Source organism: Allocoleopsis franciscana PCC 7113, from assembly GCF_000317515.1.
Lineage (GTDB): Bacteria > Cyanobacteriota > Cyanobacteriia > Cyanobacteriales > Coleofasciculaceae > Allocoleopsis > Allocoleopsis franciscana.
This window is the reverse complement of record NC_019738.1, coordinates 4362817-4379581: the sequence shown is the minus strand read 5'-3', so window position 1 is coordinate 4379581 and position 16765 is coordinate 4362817. Positions and strand designations below refer to the sequence as shown.

Sequence of the window (16765 nt, the reverse complement as noted above, 5' to 3'; positions counted from 1 at the left end):
CCTTCTAACTTGACTAACCTGCAACCTTCAATCTAACCACCAAAGGCAAAAGGAAATGCTAATTTAAGGGCGGCAGTCAGGAGTAGATTAACCAGACCGATGGGAAGCAGGAACTTCCATCCTAGATTAAGAAGCTGGTCAATACGAACGCGGGGAAGAGTCCAGCGCAGCAAAATGGCAATAAAGACCAGAAAATATGCCTTAAGGAGGGTCATACTAATCCCCAGTGATGCAGTGATTACCTGCAACCAAGAACTGGTTTCACTCACACCCAGCCAATTGGCTAACTGATCGAGAGGAATAGGAAATTCCCAGCCACCCAGGTACAGAACGGCAACGAGTAAGGCAGAAAGCACTAAGTTGACGTAGGAACCGATATAAAACAGAGCAAATTTCATCCCAGCGTACTCGGTTTGATACCCAGCCACGAGTTCTTCTTCCGCTTCCGGAAGGTCAAAGGGTAGTCGCTCACATTCTGCCAAAGCGGAAATCCAAAAGATCAGGAAACCCACGGGTTGACGCCAAATGTTCCAACCTAAAATGCCGTAGCCCGATTGCTGCTCCACAATATCAATGGTGCTCAGGCTGTTGGACATCAGCACAACAGCGAGGACTGCCAGCGCTAGAGGAATTTCGTAACTAATCGATTGTGCTGCCGCCCTCAAGCCACCCAACAGCGAGTATTTATTGTTGGAGGCATAGCCTGACATTAACAGACCAATCGGCTGAACGCTGGATAAAGCAATCCATAAGAAGATTCCTGTTCCCACATCAGTGATGACGAGGTTCTGTCCAAAAGGCACAATTAAGTAGGACAGAAACACAGGCAAAACGACAAGGATGGGTCCGAGTGTAAAGAGCCACCGATCCGCTTTAGCAGGGACAATGTCTTCTTTAAAGACTAGCTTCAGACCATCTGCTACAGGCTGGAGAACACCCAGGGGACCGGCGTATTCGGGGCCAATCCGCTGTTGAGCCGCAGCAGAAATTTTCCGTTCTAGCCAGACAAGTACCAAGACGCCCACCGTTGTACCGATAATCATGAGAAACATCGGTAGCGGCATCCAAATGGCTTTAGCCGCACCCGGTGGGATGCCCAAGTCCCTAAGCGATTCAATAAAATTTCCTTGGAGGTCAATTCCTGGATTCATCTTTGCCGATACGTGTAATTACTGAGGCAGTGCGATACACAGAGTATCGAATACATCTATACAGCTCTTTTGTAAAGATTTTTTTAGGAGCCTCTCTGCCTAGTATATCGTTGGATGGTTCTTGGCTCAGCACCACACTTCAGAATTTATACTTATCACAATGGTTAGATTTTCTTCTGATTTCTTATCAGTTGCGAGAGCCTCTATAGTCTGTATAGATCTAGCTGATACTCGTTCAAACTCATGATGAAGTTAGGAATTGAATCGATTAAGTCTGTTGTTCAAATACAACTTATTCGGCATCACCTCACTTTGAGCGATCGCAAGCGATTTAAAGCCGCCGCCAGTTCAAAGCGGCGAAATAAAACTAAATCCCCTTCCGGCAAATGACTGAGAATATCTAATCCTTGTGTCTCAATATCTGCCATCACCTGATTAAGAATCTCTGGCAGTGGACGCTGTCCTTTAATATATTCCTCCTTCGCGTAAACAATAGCAGATGCGATCGCTCTCAATTGCCCTCTCTCCACAATTTGCTCCACTGCCGCTAAATCAATCTCCTCAGTCCCAAATACCACCTCATCGACATCCCGGACTTTCAACTTGACATCGCGCTGACCGCGACTAGGGTCTATACTTTCGGCTAAGGGGATGCGGGGTGTAATGTGCCCAAACGTTTCGCCGCCTTCAGGAGTGCGTTCTGTTTGGTGTTGCTGTGCGATCGCCTTGGCTTTTGCCGTAACATCATCGGGTTGGAAGTTTTCCATCGCAATCACCGTATCCGCCACATCAAAGTAATCGCCACTGCCACCCATCACTAAAATCGTGGAGACACCATAATCGGTATAGAGTTGTCGTATCTTGTCGATCAAGGGTGTAATCGGTTCTTTATCCTTGGCAATCAACTGCTGCATTCGGCGATCGCGAATCATAAAGTTAGTTGCCGCCGTGTCCTCGTCCACCAGCAGTAACGTTGCCCCCGCTTCCAACGCTTCCATAATGTTTGCCGCTTGCGAAGTACTTCCACTGGCATTGGTGGTGGAAAATTGACGGGTAGAACGACCTTGAGGTAACTGGTTAATAAACGGCGAAATATCCACACCGACAATACTTCGTCCATCCTCCGCCCGAATCTTCATCGCCCCCGCATCAGTCACCACCAACTCCCGTCCATCTTCCGGGATGTGGTTGTAAACGCCTAACTCAATCGCTCGGAGTAAGGTAGACTTGCCATGATAGCCACCGCCGACAATCAGGGTAATCCCCGCAGGAATGCCCATGCCCGTGACTAACCCCCGATTAGGACAGGTGAATTCCACCCGCAAGGGTTCTGGGGAATGGAAGGGGACTGCTTCCGTGAGTAAAGGGCGTTCATCCACCCCACTGCGTCGCGGCAGCATCGCCCCATCGGGAATAAAGGCAACCAGTCCCCGTTCTGACAATTGTTGACGCAAGCCGTCGGCATCTTCGACGGTTTCCACCTGCTGCTGAATTGGGTTTGGATTTAAAGACTGATATTTGAGCGCTTTGTCAACAATTTCGGGGATATCTTCACAAAGCATTTCCACCGCTTGACGCCCCAAGATACTACGTCCCCGTGCGGGTAAGCCAACCACAAAGCGAACTTCGAGGAATTCAGGGGTAATCAAAGCGGAAGTGCGATCGAGTACCGATTGTCCCACCGGCACAATCGCCATCATTCCACTCTTGCCAGTCCCCCGCCGACTGCTGAGTTCCTGTGCGGCTTTGGCAAACTGACGAGTGAGGTAATCTCGGAGGGCAATTTCTCGGCTGCGGGTTTGGTAGAGATTGGGGGGAAAACCCGCAACGGAATGAGGGAGTTGCACCCGCAATTGGCTGGGACTGGCGAAGGGATCGCCTTGGACGCGATCGATAATTAGGGTAAAGTCGGGAAACTGGTAGCGTCCTTTAATATCTCGATAGGCTTTGTAGCTTCTGTTATCGAGTTGCAAAAGAAGTTGGCGCAGAGTCTCTCGATTTGTCATGATACCAAGTTGCTTTTTAAGAGCTAATTTTTCCCGGATAAAGGAGAGGCAATAAATGTCCAACTTGCCATATATGTTCCAGCAAACTCACTTGAATAGTCAGTAGTGCTATCCGGAACAAACCAGTCAGGCATCACTTTTTGCTGTATAATTCTTTCTTCTAATCCTAGCTGTAGGGACATGTTCTCGTAAACAATTTTTGCCTTGGTTGTTTTCAGGATTTTTTCTGCTAAATCGTGTAACCATTTCGCTCGAACAAACAAACTATGAGCTGGATGGTCGCCATAGTTAAAGCCTATAATTATGACTAGATATCCTTTGTCTCTGATTATGTTGTCGAGACAAAACTGAATGATTTCTTGCTCATTCTTGTGGTGTTGGCTTTCTTTATCAACGGTATGAAATATCATGCCGGAAAGCACCACAGCATCAAACTTTTTATTTTGAGCCGCAAGTTTCTCAATAAAAACTGATAAATCTTGACAAACAAAGGTTCTGTTGGGATATAGCTCTAAACAGTATTTAATTGCATATTCGCTGTGATCTAGCCCCACATAGTTACATCGAGAAGGTAGATATTTGAGCAAAGCCCCATTCCCACACCCCAGATCCAGTAAAGAGTAGGGCCTTTCTTTAAAAGCCTCTTCTATAAAATAAACTGTTGGTGTATAGCGAGTAGCATTTTCCGGCTGTTCAAAGTAAGAAAAATAGTCAGACTTAAAACGCTCTTCTTCAGACAACTTCCGTTCAGGGTACTTATCTTCCATATCCTAATAATGTCATTTGAAAGACTATTATTTTACATAGAATTAGGGGGTATGGACACCCTTGAAGCGATTGGCGGCGGTTGATCGGGGAGTTGGATGGGCTGCTTTCAACGTTTCACTCCTTCAACCTAAAAGGATGAACCCGGTTGTTTGAGAAATTCTCCTTCTTCTGGAGTGGTTTCTCGACCTAAAATCTGGTTGCGATGAGGAAAACGCCCAAAACGTTCAATGACTTGGAAGTGACGGTGGGCATAATCGATACCACTTACACATTCTGGCTCATCTTTCAAGGTTGAGAACAACTCTAAACACTGATGCTGATGCGCTAGGTTCTCACTGTGTTCAAAGGGTAGGTAGATAAACTGTCGTTGTATGGGCAGCAATTCTTGGTCGAAACCGTTGGCAACCGCATGTTGGGCGTAAGCCAGCGCGAGTGAGTCAGTCGCAAAGGCTTGGGGTTGTCCGCGAAACAGGTTGCGGGGGAATTGATCGAGCAGGAGAATCAGTGCTAAACAGGTGTGGGGTGATGCCTTCCAGGAGTCCAGTTCACCGGCGGCGGCTTGTTGATAAGTGGGCAAAAAGCGCGATCGCACTTCTTCATCGAATTCTGGGTTCTTGATAAACCAGATTTTTCGGGATTTGCCATAACCGTCCTCATCCGGTTGCCCAAACCAAAAGTCTAAAATTTCCGGGGCTGGCAATAAATGCATGGATGGCGACATTCAGGGGGCGGCAAGACAACGGTGAGGTAGGGTTGACAAGAGAGTACAACCATCCGGACGTTGACCCATTATAAGCCCAATTCAATTCAGCTTATGGGGTTCAGCCCGGATGGTTGTGTTCAAGGGCGAGTGTTCAGCCGGAAGGGAGCATCCCAATGCAAGCAAAAATACCAGGCGATTAGAAATCGCAGCTACACAAACCAAGCCTGCCTCCGCAGGCTAAAGATTAGTCCGCGCTGGCGGACTTCGTTTGTATAGCCCCAGACTTCTAGTCTGAGGGGCAGTTTACACATTTGGGATGCTCCCAGCCGGAATGGCTATCACTCAAGCCTCAGACTGGGAAACTACCCATCCGTTCCCAGAAGTTCTGCGATCGCCTGCCGTTCGGCGGGTTCCTGGGAGGGCAGAGTCCGACGAGTGTCGGTAATCAACCAATCCAAGGCAGCGGCCTGAACGTCAATGGTGGCACCGGTCTTGTCCACACAGTAACGACCAAACACCAGCTTATCAACCAAGCGCACTCCAGCTCCTAGACGGGAGTATTCAAAAATCACGCTGTTATCAACGGTTGCGCCGCTACAAATCCAGCAATTGGGGCCAATCATCGTGGGGCCAATTATCTTCGCCCCATCTTCGATATGAGTCATGCCACCAATATAAACCGGGCCTTGGATATCCACCTTGTCCCAATTAACCGCCACATTCAATCCGGCGTAGATGCCTGGAAACACTTCTTTACCTGGAATCTGCACATTCTTGATATCGCCCCGGAGGACACTGCGAATGGCGTGCCAATAGTCGGGAACTTTGCCGATATCCACCCACTCAAAATCCATAGGCACCGCATAAAACGGAGCGCCCATTTCCACTAATTTCGGAAATAACTCACCACCGATGTCATATTCTTGACCAGAGGGTATATAATCTAAAACTTCTGGCTCAAAAATATAAATACCGGTGTTGATATTGGTACTGAGCGCTTCCTCCACGGAGGGCTTTTCCTGAAAAGCTTTAACCCGACCGGTTTCGTCCGTGACAACGACACCGTAGCTAGGAACCTGCTCTAGGGGCACAGTTTTGGTCACGATGGTAGCAATTGCACCTTTTTCTTTGTGCATCTTCACCGCTGCCGTTAAGTCCAGGTCAATCAGGGCATCGCCACACAGAACCACAAACGTATCATCAAAAAAGGGATAAAAGTCATGGATACGCCGCATTCCGCCAGCCGAACCGAGGGCTTCTCCCACCAGTTGCCCATCTACAATTCGACCTTCAAATGAATAAGCAATCTGGACACCGAAGCGCTGTCCATCACGGAAATAACTTTCAATTTCGTTAGCTAGATGACTGACGTTAACGACAACTTGGTCACAGCCATGCCGTCGTAGCAGTTCTAGTAAAAATTCCATCACTGGTTTTTGCAGGATGGGAATCAGGGGTTTGGGGATGGTGTAGGTGATGGGGCGAACCCGTGTCCCCTTACCAGCCGCTAGAATCATGGCTTTCATGAATTTTTCTTCCTCAACCTAGGCGACAAATATTTGGTGAAAGTGAATTGAGTCTGATTTTAACCAGTCTGTCGAAATTAAGCGTGGGACTTTTGTCTGTAGACTTGTTCCGATTGACTCGAAAAAATGACAGCGATCAGTTAACAAAACGATAGACTATCCATACGCTTACCGACTATCGGCAAAGAATTAAAGGTACGGAGCCACCTAGGGAAGCATCTGAAAGTCCACGTTCTCGGCTGCAAACGGCCAAACTGATAACCCTGTTCTTTCTAAAAATAAGAAGTTAACAGGCTTTTGAACTCAATATCACTGAGTTTACTTCCACCGTACTCTCTCCAAGAAAGTGACGGCAACCGGTAAATTTATACTTTTAGGAAACAGAATATGAATTTTCCTGCAAAGTACAGCTTGATCAAGCTTTCAACCCTGACTGAGTGGGGGATTGGACATTGGGGATTAGAGATTGGAATAAGAGGAGACAACCAAGAGGGTATAGACTGAGGAAACAACAGAGCAAATTTTGTTCCTAGCTGCCTAGTCTGCCTAGTTCCCACGACTGAGTCCCGAATCTCCACTCCCTAGTCCCGAATCTTCAAGCTCCCGTCCTCATTACAACACCCTGTTTACGTCAGCGCCCGGATTTTTAAGTCTTGGTAAAACTCCTCTTGGTGTAACTCTACCTTGGACTGAGCCGACAAGAGTAGCAGTGCCCAGAAGACTCCGACCCGATCGCTGGTTTTTATTTCAGTTGCCTCAACGGATGCTGCGTGGGTCGTCAAGCTATCCCCAAGGGAATCGGCTCGATCCGACGCGGCTGGTGACAACGTCCACCACTCTAACAGTTGTTCTAAATTTAGCCAATCTTTTCCTGCCGAAAGTTCTTGCCAATGCTGGGAGATAAAGCCTTCGAGATGCATGGCGAGTTCGGTGAGATTTTCATCGTGAGCCAGATGGGCGATCGCTTTAGCCGCCTGACTTCGAGATTGAGGACGGGGACGAAGCGCACGAGAGCGTACAGGAGAGTCTCCATCCCCTAGTTGTGTCGCCATCTGCTGCAATTGCTCAATCAGCTCAGAAAGTGTCACCGGGCGTCTCTTGAGAGGCGGGGCGGCTCTGCGGCGGCGCAGATGACGTTCTAGATGCAGGGGCAATCGCGCTTCTGCTGAGGTGTCGATCTCCTCCTGGAGTTCGGTGAAATCGAGATCCTCTGGCTCCTCTAAACGCCTTAAGGTATCGGCTTTGAGTAAAACCAGCATGGATGCCCACAAAAAAGCTTGCCCCGACTGGGATAAATCCGCATCACGGCGTCCCTTGTCGGTCTCATTTCCAAGTGCCAGAGTACTTAAATAGCGGTCAATCACCTCAATTACTTGCACATCCCAAGGGTCAATTTCTCCTCGCTGTGCTAAATCAATCAGAAGAGCGATCGCTTCAGTCGCCGGTGTTCCAGTCATGGCGCACTACTGTTAGAGGGTTGAAGGGTGAAAAGTTGAACGTTGAGGGGAGGTTGTCAGGTTGTCAGGCAAAGCAGAAGCCGTAACCCCGGCTGGAAATTGACAAGACAACTCCCTAACGTGCTAGCCTACTAACCTAATAACCTTCAACCTGCAACTTCTTCTGACAAGGTTTTAGAAGCCGATAAAGCGGGTAACTCTAACTGTTCAACTTCTGCCTTGTAGCGTTCCACGTCTTGCTCCAATTTTTCAATTTGCTCTTCTTTGGAACGGATCTGGCGTTTAGCTTTAAGGGATTGTAGCTGCTGTTGTAACCTTGTCCAGATGCTGAACAGCCAAGCCAGGATCGCCCCTAGCCCCATAGCCAAGATGAGTTCAATCGCAATCGGGGCTTGCACCTGAACACCATTAACAATGCGAATCACAGCCGGCTCGGTATTTTCCAAACTAAATAATACCAACGCCAAGCACATAGCAAAAATAATCAAAAAATTAATCTGTCGCATGAGCTGAATCCTTAAATCTTCAGTCGCTTGCTAATTTTACAAGAGGGAAAATGAAGAATCCGTCCTCTTTACCGGTTTAATTTGGGAATTTTAACTTGTCTTTCACCTGAACGAGAAGTCCCAGGGGTGATCGAATCTAACTCGCCAGTAGCCCCGTTTGGAGGCGATCGCAGATTTTAGCTTTCAGCGCCTTAAGCCCCACTCTCCCACTCCTTTACTCCTCAACTTGCACAGGACTAGAGGGTTCAGGGGTAATCGTGTCGGTGGTTACGACTGCGGGCTGGTGCAGTAGGCGCATGGCATCCAGCGTGCCCTTAAGGGTTCCAGCAATGGGGACTGCAACAATCACGCCAAGCACACCAGCTAGCTGACCTCCTACTAATAAAGCAATAAAAATCACAATGGGATTAAGTCCAATAAATTCACCCATTAATCTAGGGGCAAGAATATTATCTTTGATTTGCTGCATAACAACAGCAGCGATGGCAACGCGAATCCCTAACCAAAAGCTGTTGAGCATAACTAAAATTGTAACCAAACCAATACCCAAAGTGGCACCAATAAAAGGAATGAATTCAGCGACGCCAATGAGCAGGGCAAAAAGCAGAGCAAAAGGAACCCTTAATGCCAAAAAAATTGGAGTTAGGGTAGCGACCATAAATAAGGCTAGAAGGATTTGGCTGATAAAAAAATTCTGAAAGTTCAGCCGCAAGGATTCGCTAAAAGGTATCCCTATTTTAGAGGGGAGTAAGTTAATTAGACCTCGCCAAAGGCTGGCACCATAAAGCAGCATATAAAAGGCCAGAACAATAACTAAGATAGTATCGAAGAGTCCGGATAGGGTTCCTAGAGCAAATCCAACGACTTGAGTTGCCAGGACTTGAACTTCATTTTCGATACGAGTATTAAGGCGATTGCTTAGAGATTTAATGTTGAGTGGCAAACGGCGTGCTTTTGCCCAAGTTTCTAATTTGTCGAGATTATCATTACTGGTGTCTAACCAAGCTGGGATATTGTTTAACAGTTGGGTAAATTGGTCGATTACAATGGGCACTAGTGTGATTCCGAGAATGATCAATAGTGTCAAGGTGATCAGTAAAACAACAATCACAGCCTGAGACCGACTTCGGTAAAACCGGGCTATAAATCGGACAGGATAGTTGAGCAGAAAGGCAAGAATGGCTGAAATAGTCAGCAAGGCAATGAGGTGTTCAAAATACCGAAAGAGTTGGGACAAAATCCAGAGATTGAGTGCCACAATCGGACCGGAGAGAGCAAAAAACAGAAGGCGTTGCACAGAAGTCCAACGGTGCAGGGGAAATAGATGGGGATAGCGGCTCATTGAGGCAAAACCATCACGGTTGACTGAGGTTATTTCGTAGGGTTTGCTCCTGGCGCTTCACCTCTGCCAAAAGCTCAGCATTTTGCAAAATAACCCCTGCTTGATTATTGAATATTTGCATATATTTTTCATCACTTTCATCAAAACTCATGCGGAAGTGTTCGGGTGCTTCAATACCATTCGTGATTGGGTCGTAGTCAGGAAATTCACCGGGTTTCTTCTTATTCACGAGTTGAGTGACACCAATCAAATCGCCATCAGGGCTAAAAACAGGCATACACAACAAGCTATAGGTGCGATAACCACTTTTTTGATCCGTTTTCCTAGCCGTTCCCGAATCGGGACGTCCATATAAGTCAAAGGGAATATTCAGAGGTTTACCCGATTCTGCAACTTTACCTGCATAACCTTCCCCTATCTGTACCCGGAGTTCTTTATCCGAACCATCTTCAAAGGGAATATTTGTCCACAATTCCCCAGTTTTGTAATCGATTAACCATAAGGTACTACGGTCAGCATTCATCAGTTTCTTGGCTGCTTCCATCACTCGCTGGAGAATTTCGTTAAGTTCCAAACTACTCTGACTGACGGAACGAGTTGCTGCCATCAGTGCGGCTGCCACTCGTTGAGCTCGGGTTGTTTTATGATAAGAACGGAAGCTTTCAAGTATCATTTGAATCAAAGGAGCGTCTTCCGCAAACTTTTGTTCATCAGCTTTGGTAAAGCCCTGTTGATCCACTTTTTCGGCTAAGGAAGCTGTGCGGTGATATCCCGGCTTTAATTTGTTGAGTAACTGAACCACAGCGACTAAATCACCTTGCTCGTTTAACAATGGCAAGGCCAACATTGTATAAGTACGATATCCATTTTTCCTGTCTTGCTCCTTAGCTGTAGCTGAGCGCGAATCGTCATAAAAATCGAAGGGAATATTGACAAGTTGCTTGCAGGATGCCACCTCCCCCACAATTCCTTTGTCCGCAGGAATCCGTATTTCTAAAGAGCGTTCTCCTTCATCATCTTCTTCAGCGAGGATCGACCACAATTCATTTTTCTCTTGATCTAATAAGAAAATTGCGGTTCTATCAGCTCTCAGGGATTTTCCCATTTTTATAGTCATCGAACGCAAAGTTGCATCAAGAACATCATCAAATCCCTCATTTTCCATGACTTTACTGAGCATGGATAGGGTTTGACTGACTACATTTTCTTTGTGAGTTTTTACCTCTTCCTTAGCCCTCTCAAACTTCTTGGCATTTTGCAGGGCAACCCCAGCTTGAGCGTTGAATATTTCCATATATTTCTGACTGTTGGCATCAAAGCTTGCCTTAAAACATTCTGGTGCTTTTGGCCAATCAGCAGGGTCATAGTCAGGAAACTCACCGGGTTTCTTTTTATTCACTAATTGAGTAACACCCAACAGTTCGCCATCAGGACTAAAAACAGGCATACAAAGTAAGCTACAAGTTCGATAACCTGTCTGTTGATCGGTTTTCTTTGCTGTTTCACAATCAGGGTGATCGTAAAGATCGAAGGCAATATTGAGCGGTTCACCTGTTGCGGCAACTTTACCGGCATAACCTTGTCCAACCTGTATCCGCAATTCTCTCACAGAACCATCTTCAAAAAGTATTCTTGTCCATAATTCATTTGTCTCATGAGCTATCAGCCAGAGAGTACTTCGGTCGGCATTCATGAGTTTTTTGGCGGCATCCATGACTCGTCCGAGGATTTCATCCGAATCCAAACTTTCCGAGAGGTAACGTGTGGCTTTCGTCAGTGCTTCTGCGGCGTGTAATTTTTGAGTCAGTTTATAACAATCTTGACATCGCTCTAAAACACGTCGGATTGATGGAGCATAATCTTCAAACTGTTTTTGATCGGCGGTGGTGAATCCGAGTTTATCAACTCTTTCTGATAGGGGGGCGGCTGGATTATTGATCGGCTTCAGTTTGTTCAATAACTGCACGGCTGCAACCAAATCACCCTGCTCATTTAGGATAGGTAAGAGTAATTCGTTGTAGGTATGGTAACCGTTTGCTGTGCCTCGCTTATCGTCCCGACTCTCTGTATCCTCACAAAAATTAAAGGGCGTACTCACCAATTTTTTGAAATTAATGACCCGTCCTTCTGTCTCTTTGCTAGCTAGAATTTCAATTTCTGGGTATCGACTACTGCCCTCCCTGGCAATAATTGACCATAATTCTTTTTGGTCTTCATCGACAAATAAAATAGTGGTGCGGTCTACACTGACTAATTCACAGATTTTCAGAGTAATGGAACCCAAAATATCATGAAGGAGTTCATCAAATCCTTTCCCCTTCATCATACTGAGCATCGACAACAATCGTTGTTCTTGCTTGGTGACCAGTTGCATAAATTCAGCATGTAAGTCTACCAAGGCTTTTTTCACCAAGCTGAGATTAAATACAGAGGCATAAATACGATTACAAACTCTTAATTTTCCGTCTCGCTTGACCACTAACCCGGACAATCGCAATTCTAAGTGTTCGGGACTGCCAGTAGCTGCTATTTCACCGTGTTCCAAAATTTGCTGATAGAGATCGAGTAGCGCACGGCTACGCTGACCAATTCGCAGCAGGCGATCGCGTATCGTCTTAAGATGGGGGGGTTCATCCATCGCTTCCCAATTGTCAATAATCCGCGATCGCACTAAATTTTCCACCCATATTTTCTCGCCACCGATGGGTATAGGAGATTCTGAAATGAAGATGAAGTGGCAAAGTTTTTGCGTAAGAAACGGTTGCCCTCCTGTCCAATCCAGTACCGCTTTCAGCACAGCTTGGGGATAGTGAGATTTGATCGCTAATCCTTCAGCTAAAGGCTGTGCTTCTTCTAATTCAAAACCCTGCAATTCAATGGCCCGCCCCAAATTAAATGGGGTGCGAATTTTGTTTTGAATCAAATCTGAAGGGGTAGCGACTCCTAACAGGGCAAAAGTTAGCCGTTCGTACTCAATGCAAGCCCGGATAAAGGCAAAAAAATCATCGGTTTTGAAATTTAAGCTGAGCGTATTATCGATTTCGTCTATAAAAATGACGATTTTTTGGCTGACGGAAGGCAGTAGTACCTGTTCGATAAACTCACTTAAACGCTGCACCGGAGGCAGGTATTCGCGATCGCGTAACCAAGTGCGATCATTCACCTTGTCCGATAAATTAAATCCTCTTACCAGGCTTCTGATCACCCCGTTGTACCACTTATCGGAGGTAATATCCTGGCTACCAATTTTCGTCAAATCAATCGCCGCACAGGCAAATCCTTCGGCTTGCAGTTTTTGCATGGTTCGTACTCGCAAGCTGGTTTTTCCCATCTGCCGGGAGTTAAGAACATAACAAAATTCCCCTGCTTTTAACCCTTCATAAAGATCGAAATCTGCCTGCCGTACCACATAGGTAGGAGCATTTAATGGCAAATGCCCCCCAACTTTGTAGTGATAATCTGGATTTAGCGTTTTACTTGGGATACGCTGTTGAGTCGAAAATACACTATCCTCAATCATGGATGCTAGCCCCTTGTTGTATTTGTGCCGTAAATTCATTTGGATTTGTGGCAAGTTCTAGCCAGACAACTTGCTGGAGTGCCCCACTTGGAAGAGTTGCCGTTGTAAATACACCCATTCCTCTACTCCTATCAAAGCGCTAATTCCCACTCCCGACAAAATCGTGTGAACGACTCTCAAGGGTAAGAAAAAGCTTCGACACTTTTCCCCTAGAACTGGAGAAGACATGGCATTAACTCCTAATGTCCCAACTTTGACGAGGCAATTTTCCTTAAGTTGTCGCTAACCGTTCATAAAAATATTGACGATATAAATCAAATCGAGGCGTAACATAATTGCCCTGTAAGTGTACCAAACCCAAACTGTGTAACTTAAACGCCACCACAGACTCTAATTCCACAGGTTCATGAGTCGTCACAACTTTAGTAAATGCAGCGGCTAACTCTGGATGCTGTTGGAGATGCCACAAATGTCGGCGCAGATGGTCACCATAAAGCCCCGCTTCGGTGGGGGCTTGGGTTAATAATTGATCGAGGGTAAGTTGTCCTGTCGCCAGATTGTAAAGTGCGACCCGGACTAAATAAGGATGCCCACCTACAATAGACATGAGTTGCTCCACCTGAGAGGCATTCCAATTTAATCCGTGCCGCTGGGTCAAATCTTGTACCTGTTCAGGGATAAATTCCGGCAATTCAATCGGCAAACCAACATTAAATGGCGATTGATTCACATTCAACGGCACATAAACTTCCGTCGAGTGCACCACAACCAATCGGAGTTTTTCCCACAAGTCACCATCACCATACCCAGCTTCTTCATACCAAGCCCGCAATAAACCAAAAAAATCATCAGCAATGATTGGGTATTGGAAAACTCGATCAACTTCATCTAAACCCAATACCAGGGGAGTATCGGTTTCTGGTAAGAGGCAATCTTGAAAGTAATCGGTACAATTATCCTTACTTCCATAAGTATCCGTCCAATAATCATCAACCTGATGGGGTAAACGTAGTTTGCGCGTAATTCTGGCACAGAACCACTGTAAGAGTTGATTCAAACTACTAAAAACTCCGGCATCGGCATGTTGAAAAGAGAGCGGTACCGTGCGATATCCCTGCTCTTTGGCATGATATAAAATTCTCGCCATCAAAGATGTTTTGCCCATTTGCCTGGGCGCTTTAATCCGAATTAAAGCCCCTGGATGTAAAATTTCCTTATAACAGAGAGCTTCATAAGGAACTCGCTCTACATAAAAAGCAGAGGCGAGACGCACTTGACCACTCGGCAACTCTGGTTCCGCCACAGGGAGTGGTGGGCTATCCAGGGCAAGCGCAGAGGAGTGTACAGTTGCAGAGGCAGATGGGGTTACATTTTTTTGCTCCCCCCCCGTCTCCTCTTCGGTAACAAATGGGTTCCACTCTCCCCCTACCTCTCTCTCCCCATCAACCAACAAATTCAGAATTTCTTGAATTAAGTTTGGAGTATCAGCAGGCGATTTCCATTCACGCTGTCCAATCCCTTGTAAATAGCTGCGGAGGTCATGATTCAAGGGCGTATTGAGAGGACAATTAATCCGAATTGCTAGCACAACGGGCTTGTGGTTTGGGCGGGAATCCCGCAACTCTTTCGCCCGCCGCAACTTCTCAATTGCCATCTCACTCACTGCCGCTTGAGGAGACAATAGCAACAAGTAATAGTCACATAGCTTCAATTGTGTATCAATTTGAGCAATCCAATCTTCTTCCAGAGTGGGTAAATCTCTGCCAGTTGACCCTACCGTTGCCCTAAACGTTTGATGTTTAGCCGCCTGCACTGCTTCACACAACTGCAAGGCAAGTGTCAAATCTGGCTCTTGTGCCCAATGTGAGATTAAAACTCTCTGTTTCTGATCTACTTTTTCGACCTGCAAGGACTCTTTCTTGATCGCCCGCTCTAGCGCCCCTCGGAACATTTTTTTGGTAACTCTTTCCTCGAAGACGTTTGACAGCTTTTGCCATAATCGATAACCCACGTATCTTTCTACATACTCAGGATTGAGAGGATAAATTTCCTCATAAGTCTTCCCTTCGTAAGACCCAAGGAAGACTTGTCTCTCTAAGTCATTTAAATGTTTGCCTGTTTTGGCATGAACTATTTTTTCTACAAACTCTAGTGCGTCTTCAGCTTTCATGGTTCTCCTAAAATTAGGATTTTTAAATTAAAATAATAATTTTTTTTCAAAGAATGACTTGATCCGAAAGCTGACGTTTCAAGGCTAAGTTTTCATTTCTCTATTGGTTTAGATATAGATCGCTCCTATTGTTGACATCGATCACAACGATGATAAGTCCCTAATTGTTAAGATCAGATGAAGTGCATGGTATTTGGCCTCCAGTTCTCACTCAGTTCAAATAGCCTTTTGACGGCCTGCTTCTCTCTTACCCCTTTACACCTGATCCCAAAGGATCTGATTTAAGGGTAAAAATCTTTTGCTCAAAATCATACTACTCCAACTTTATCTTAATTAGCTAATCTTGCTTTTTTTGAGCTTGATTTCCAGGGTTTATAGTTTTTTATGAGGTTCTATGAGGTTTACTGAGTTTTCCTTCTATTTAAGATTCTTGCCTTGTCAGATCTACATCAATATCGAACAAAGTTATGAGGTTTCTTGATTCCTTATTACTAAAATTTTAGCCAAAATGATCACAGAGTAAAATAACTCATTTAATTTTTGTGTGAAGTCCAAGCCTAACCCCAAAAAATCACCGATCTATTAACTGATAGGTTGAGCGCCTGCCTTCAGTAACTTGATTCACAAAGTTAGGTTATTTTTTTCAGAGGATACATAAGATGTTTAATCCTACAGCCGTGTTAATTAATAGCTGTGTTGAACGCCTGAAAGCTGGCTATCGCCAGACTTACGGTAACCTCAAACCGAATTATGCAGACATTTTGGGATGGGCTGCAAATATGGCTTTGGAAATCATTGCCAATAGTGATGCTCTCTATCACAACGTCGAGCATACCGTCTTAGTAAGCTTAGTCGGTCAGGAAATTTTGCGGGGCAAGCACATCCGAGAAGGAGGTGTTTCCTGTGAGGATTGGTTACATTTCATCATTGCCTTGCTGTGTCATGACATTGGCTACATCAAGGGAGTCTGTCAGCAAGACAAAGAAGACGAAAGCTTATATGCCACCGGTCTAGAGGACATCATGATCTTACTCCCTTGTGGCTCCACAGACGCTAGTTTGACTCCTTTTCATGTGGATCGGGGCAAACTATTTATCAGCGAACGCTTCGGCATTCACAACGTCCTTGATGCCCAAGTCATCCAGCGCTATATTGAGCTAACTCGCTTCCCAGTACCTCTAGATGAGGAGCATTCCGATACCATCAACTATCCGGGTTTAGTCAGAGCCGCTGATTTAATTGGTCAACTCAGTGACCCACGCTACTTACAAAAAATTCCTGCTCTATTCTACGAGTTTGAAGAAACTGGCGTAAACAAAACTTTAGGTTATCGCACACCGGGTGATTTAAGGAAGAACTATCCAACCTTTTATCGAAAAGGTGCCTATCCCTACATTCAGCCAGCCTTACGTTACTTAGAAACAACCCTAGAGGGCAAGCAAATTATTGCCAATCTCTACGCCAATGTATTTCGGGTCGAACACGAATAGCATATCCACCAACTCTGCGTCCCTTGGCGAAAACCTCTGTGACCCTCTGCGTTAAAAAAACATCGTGCAGCGCGGCGGAAATAACTATCCAGTTGAAAGAGGCTAAAAAGCTTACTGAAAAAGGTG

Annotated in this window: 12 protein-coding genes; 1 reads left to right on the top strand and 11 read right to left on the bottom strand. The window is 45.7% G+C overall.

The features are described from left to right. Positions 1-32: 32 nt before the first annotated feature. The 11 genes from nuoH to MIC7113_RS18120 form a co-directional block, all read right to left on the bottom strand. A complete protein-coding gene (nuoH, locus tag MIC7113_RS18165) occupies positions 33-1151 on the bottom strand; it encodes an NADH-quinone oxidoreductase subunit NuoH (RefSeq protein ID WP_015183632.1) in 1119 nt (372 codons plus the stop codon). 302 nt (positions 1152-1453) lie between these two features. Beyond that, positions 1454-3157 carry an ABC-ATPase domain-containing protein gene (locus MIC7113_RS18160; protein ID WP_015183631.1) on the bottom strand — a complete coding sequence of 568 codons (1704 nt, stop codon included), beginning with the start codon at positions 3155-3157 and terminating at the stop codon, positions 1454-1456. A 23-nt stretch (positions 3158-3180) separates the two neighbouring features. After that, positions 3181-3924, bottom strand: coding sequence for a class I SAM-dependent methyltransferase (locus MIC7113_RS18155; protein WP_015183630.1), 744 nt, complete (start codon positions 3922-3924; stop codon positions 3181-3183). Positions 3925-4052: 128 nt separating this feature from the next. Then, complete coding sequence (locus MIC7113_RS18150; RefSeq protein ID WP_216596329.1) at positions 4053-4646, bottom strand: DUF924 family protein; 594 nt, start codon at positions 4644-4646, stop codon at positions 4053-4055. Between the two features lie 344 nt (positions 4647-4990). Next, on the bottom strand, positions 4991-6154 hold the full coding sequence (locus tag MIC7113_RS18145; RefSeq protein ID WP_015183628.1) for a sugar phosphate nucleotidyltransferase: 1164 nt from the start codon (positions 6152-6154) through the stop codon (positions 4991-4993). 626 nt (positions 6155-6780) lie between these two features. Continuing rightward, positions 6781-7611 carry a segregation/condensation protein A gene (locus MIC7113_RS18140; RefSeq protein WP_015183626.1) on the bottom strand — a complete coding sequence of 277 codons (831 nt, stop codon included), beginning with the start codon at positions 7609-7611 and terminating at the stop codon, positions 6781-6783. 146 nt (positions 7612-7757) lie between these two features. Further along, positions 7758-8117 (bottom strand): LapA family protein, encoded by a 360-nt coding sequence (locus MIC7113_RS18135; RefSeq protein WP_015183625.1) that lies wholly within the window; start codon positions 8115-8117, stop codon positions 7758-7760. 214 nt (positions 8118-8331) lie between these two features. Continuing rightward, complete coding sequence (locus MIC7113_RS18130) at positions 8332-9459, bottom strand: AI-2E family transporter (RefSeq protein ID WP_015183624.1); 1128 nt, start codon at positions 9457-9459, stop codon at positions 8332-8334. Between the two features lie 13 nt (positions 9460-9472). Next, entirely contained in the window at positions 9473-12979 is a 3507-nt protein-coding gene (locus MIC7113_RS18125) for a GAF domain-containing protein (RefSeq protein ID WP_015183623.1), read from the bottom strand. A gap of 57 nt (positions 12980-13036) precedes the next feature. Next, on the bottom strand, positions 13037-13207 hold the full coding sequence (locus MIC7113_RS36570; protein WP_015183621.1) for a hypothetical protein: 171 nt from the start codon (positions 13205-13207) through the stop codon (positions 13037-13039). Positions 13208-13250: 43 nt separating this feature from the next. Beyond that, entirely contained in the window at positions 13251-15149 is a 1899-nt protein-coding gene (locus tag MIC7113_RS18120; protein WP_015183620.1) for an AAA-like domain-containing protein, read from the bottom strand. Between the two features lie 659 nt (positions 15150-15808). Here MIC7113_RS18120 and MIC7113_RS18115 point away from each other — a divergent pair. After that, complete coding sequence (locus tag MIC7113_RS18115) at positions 15809-16639, top strand: Npun_R2479 family HD domain-containing metalloprotein (protein WP_015183619.1); 831 nt, start codon at positions 15809-15811, stop codon at positions 16637-16639. Positions 16640-16765 lie beyond the last annotated feature (126 nt).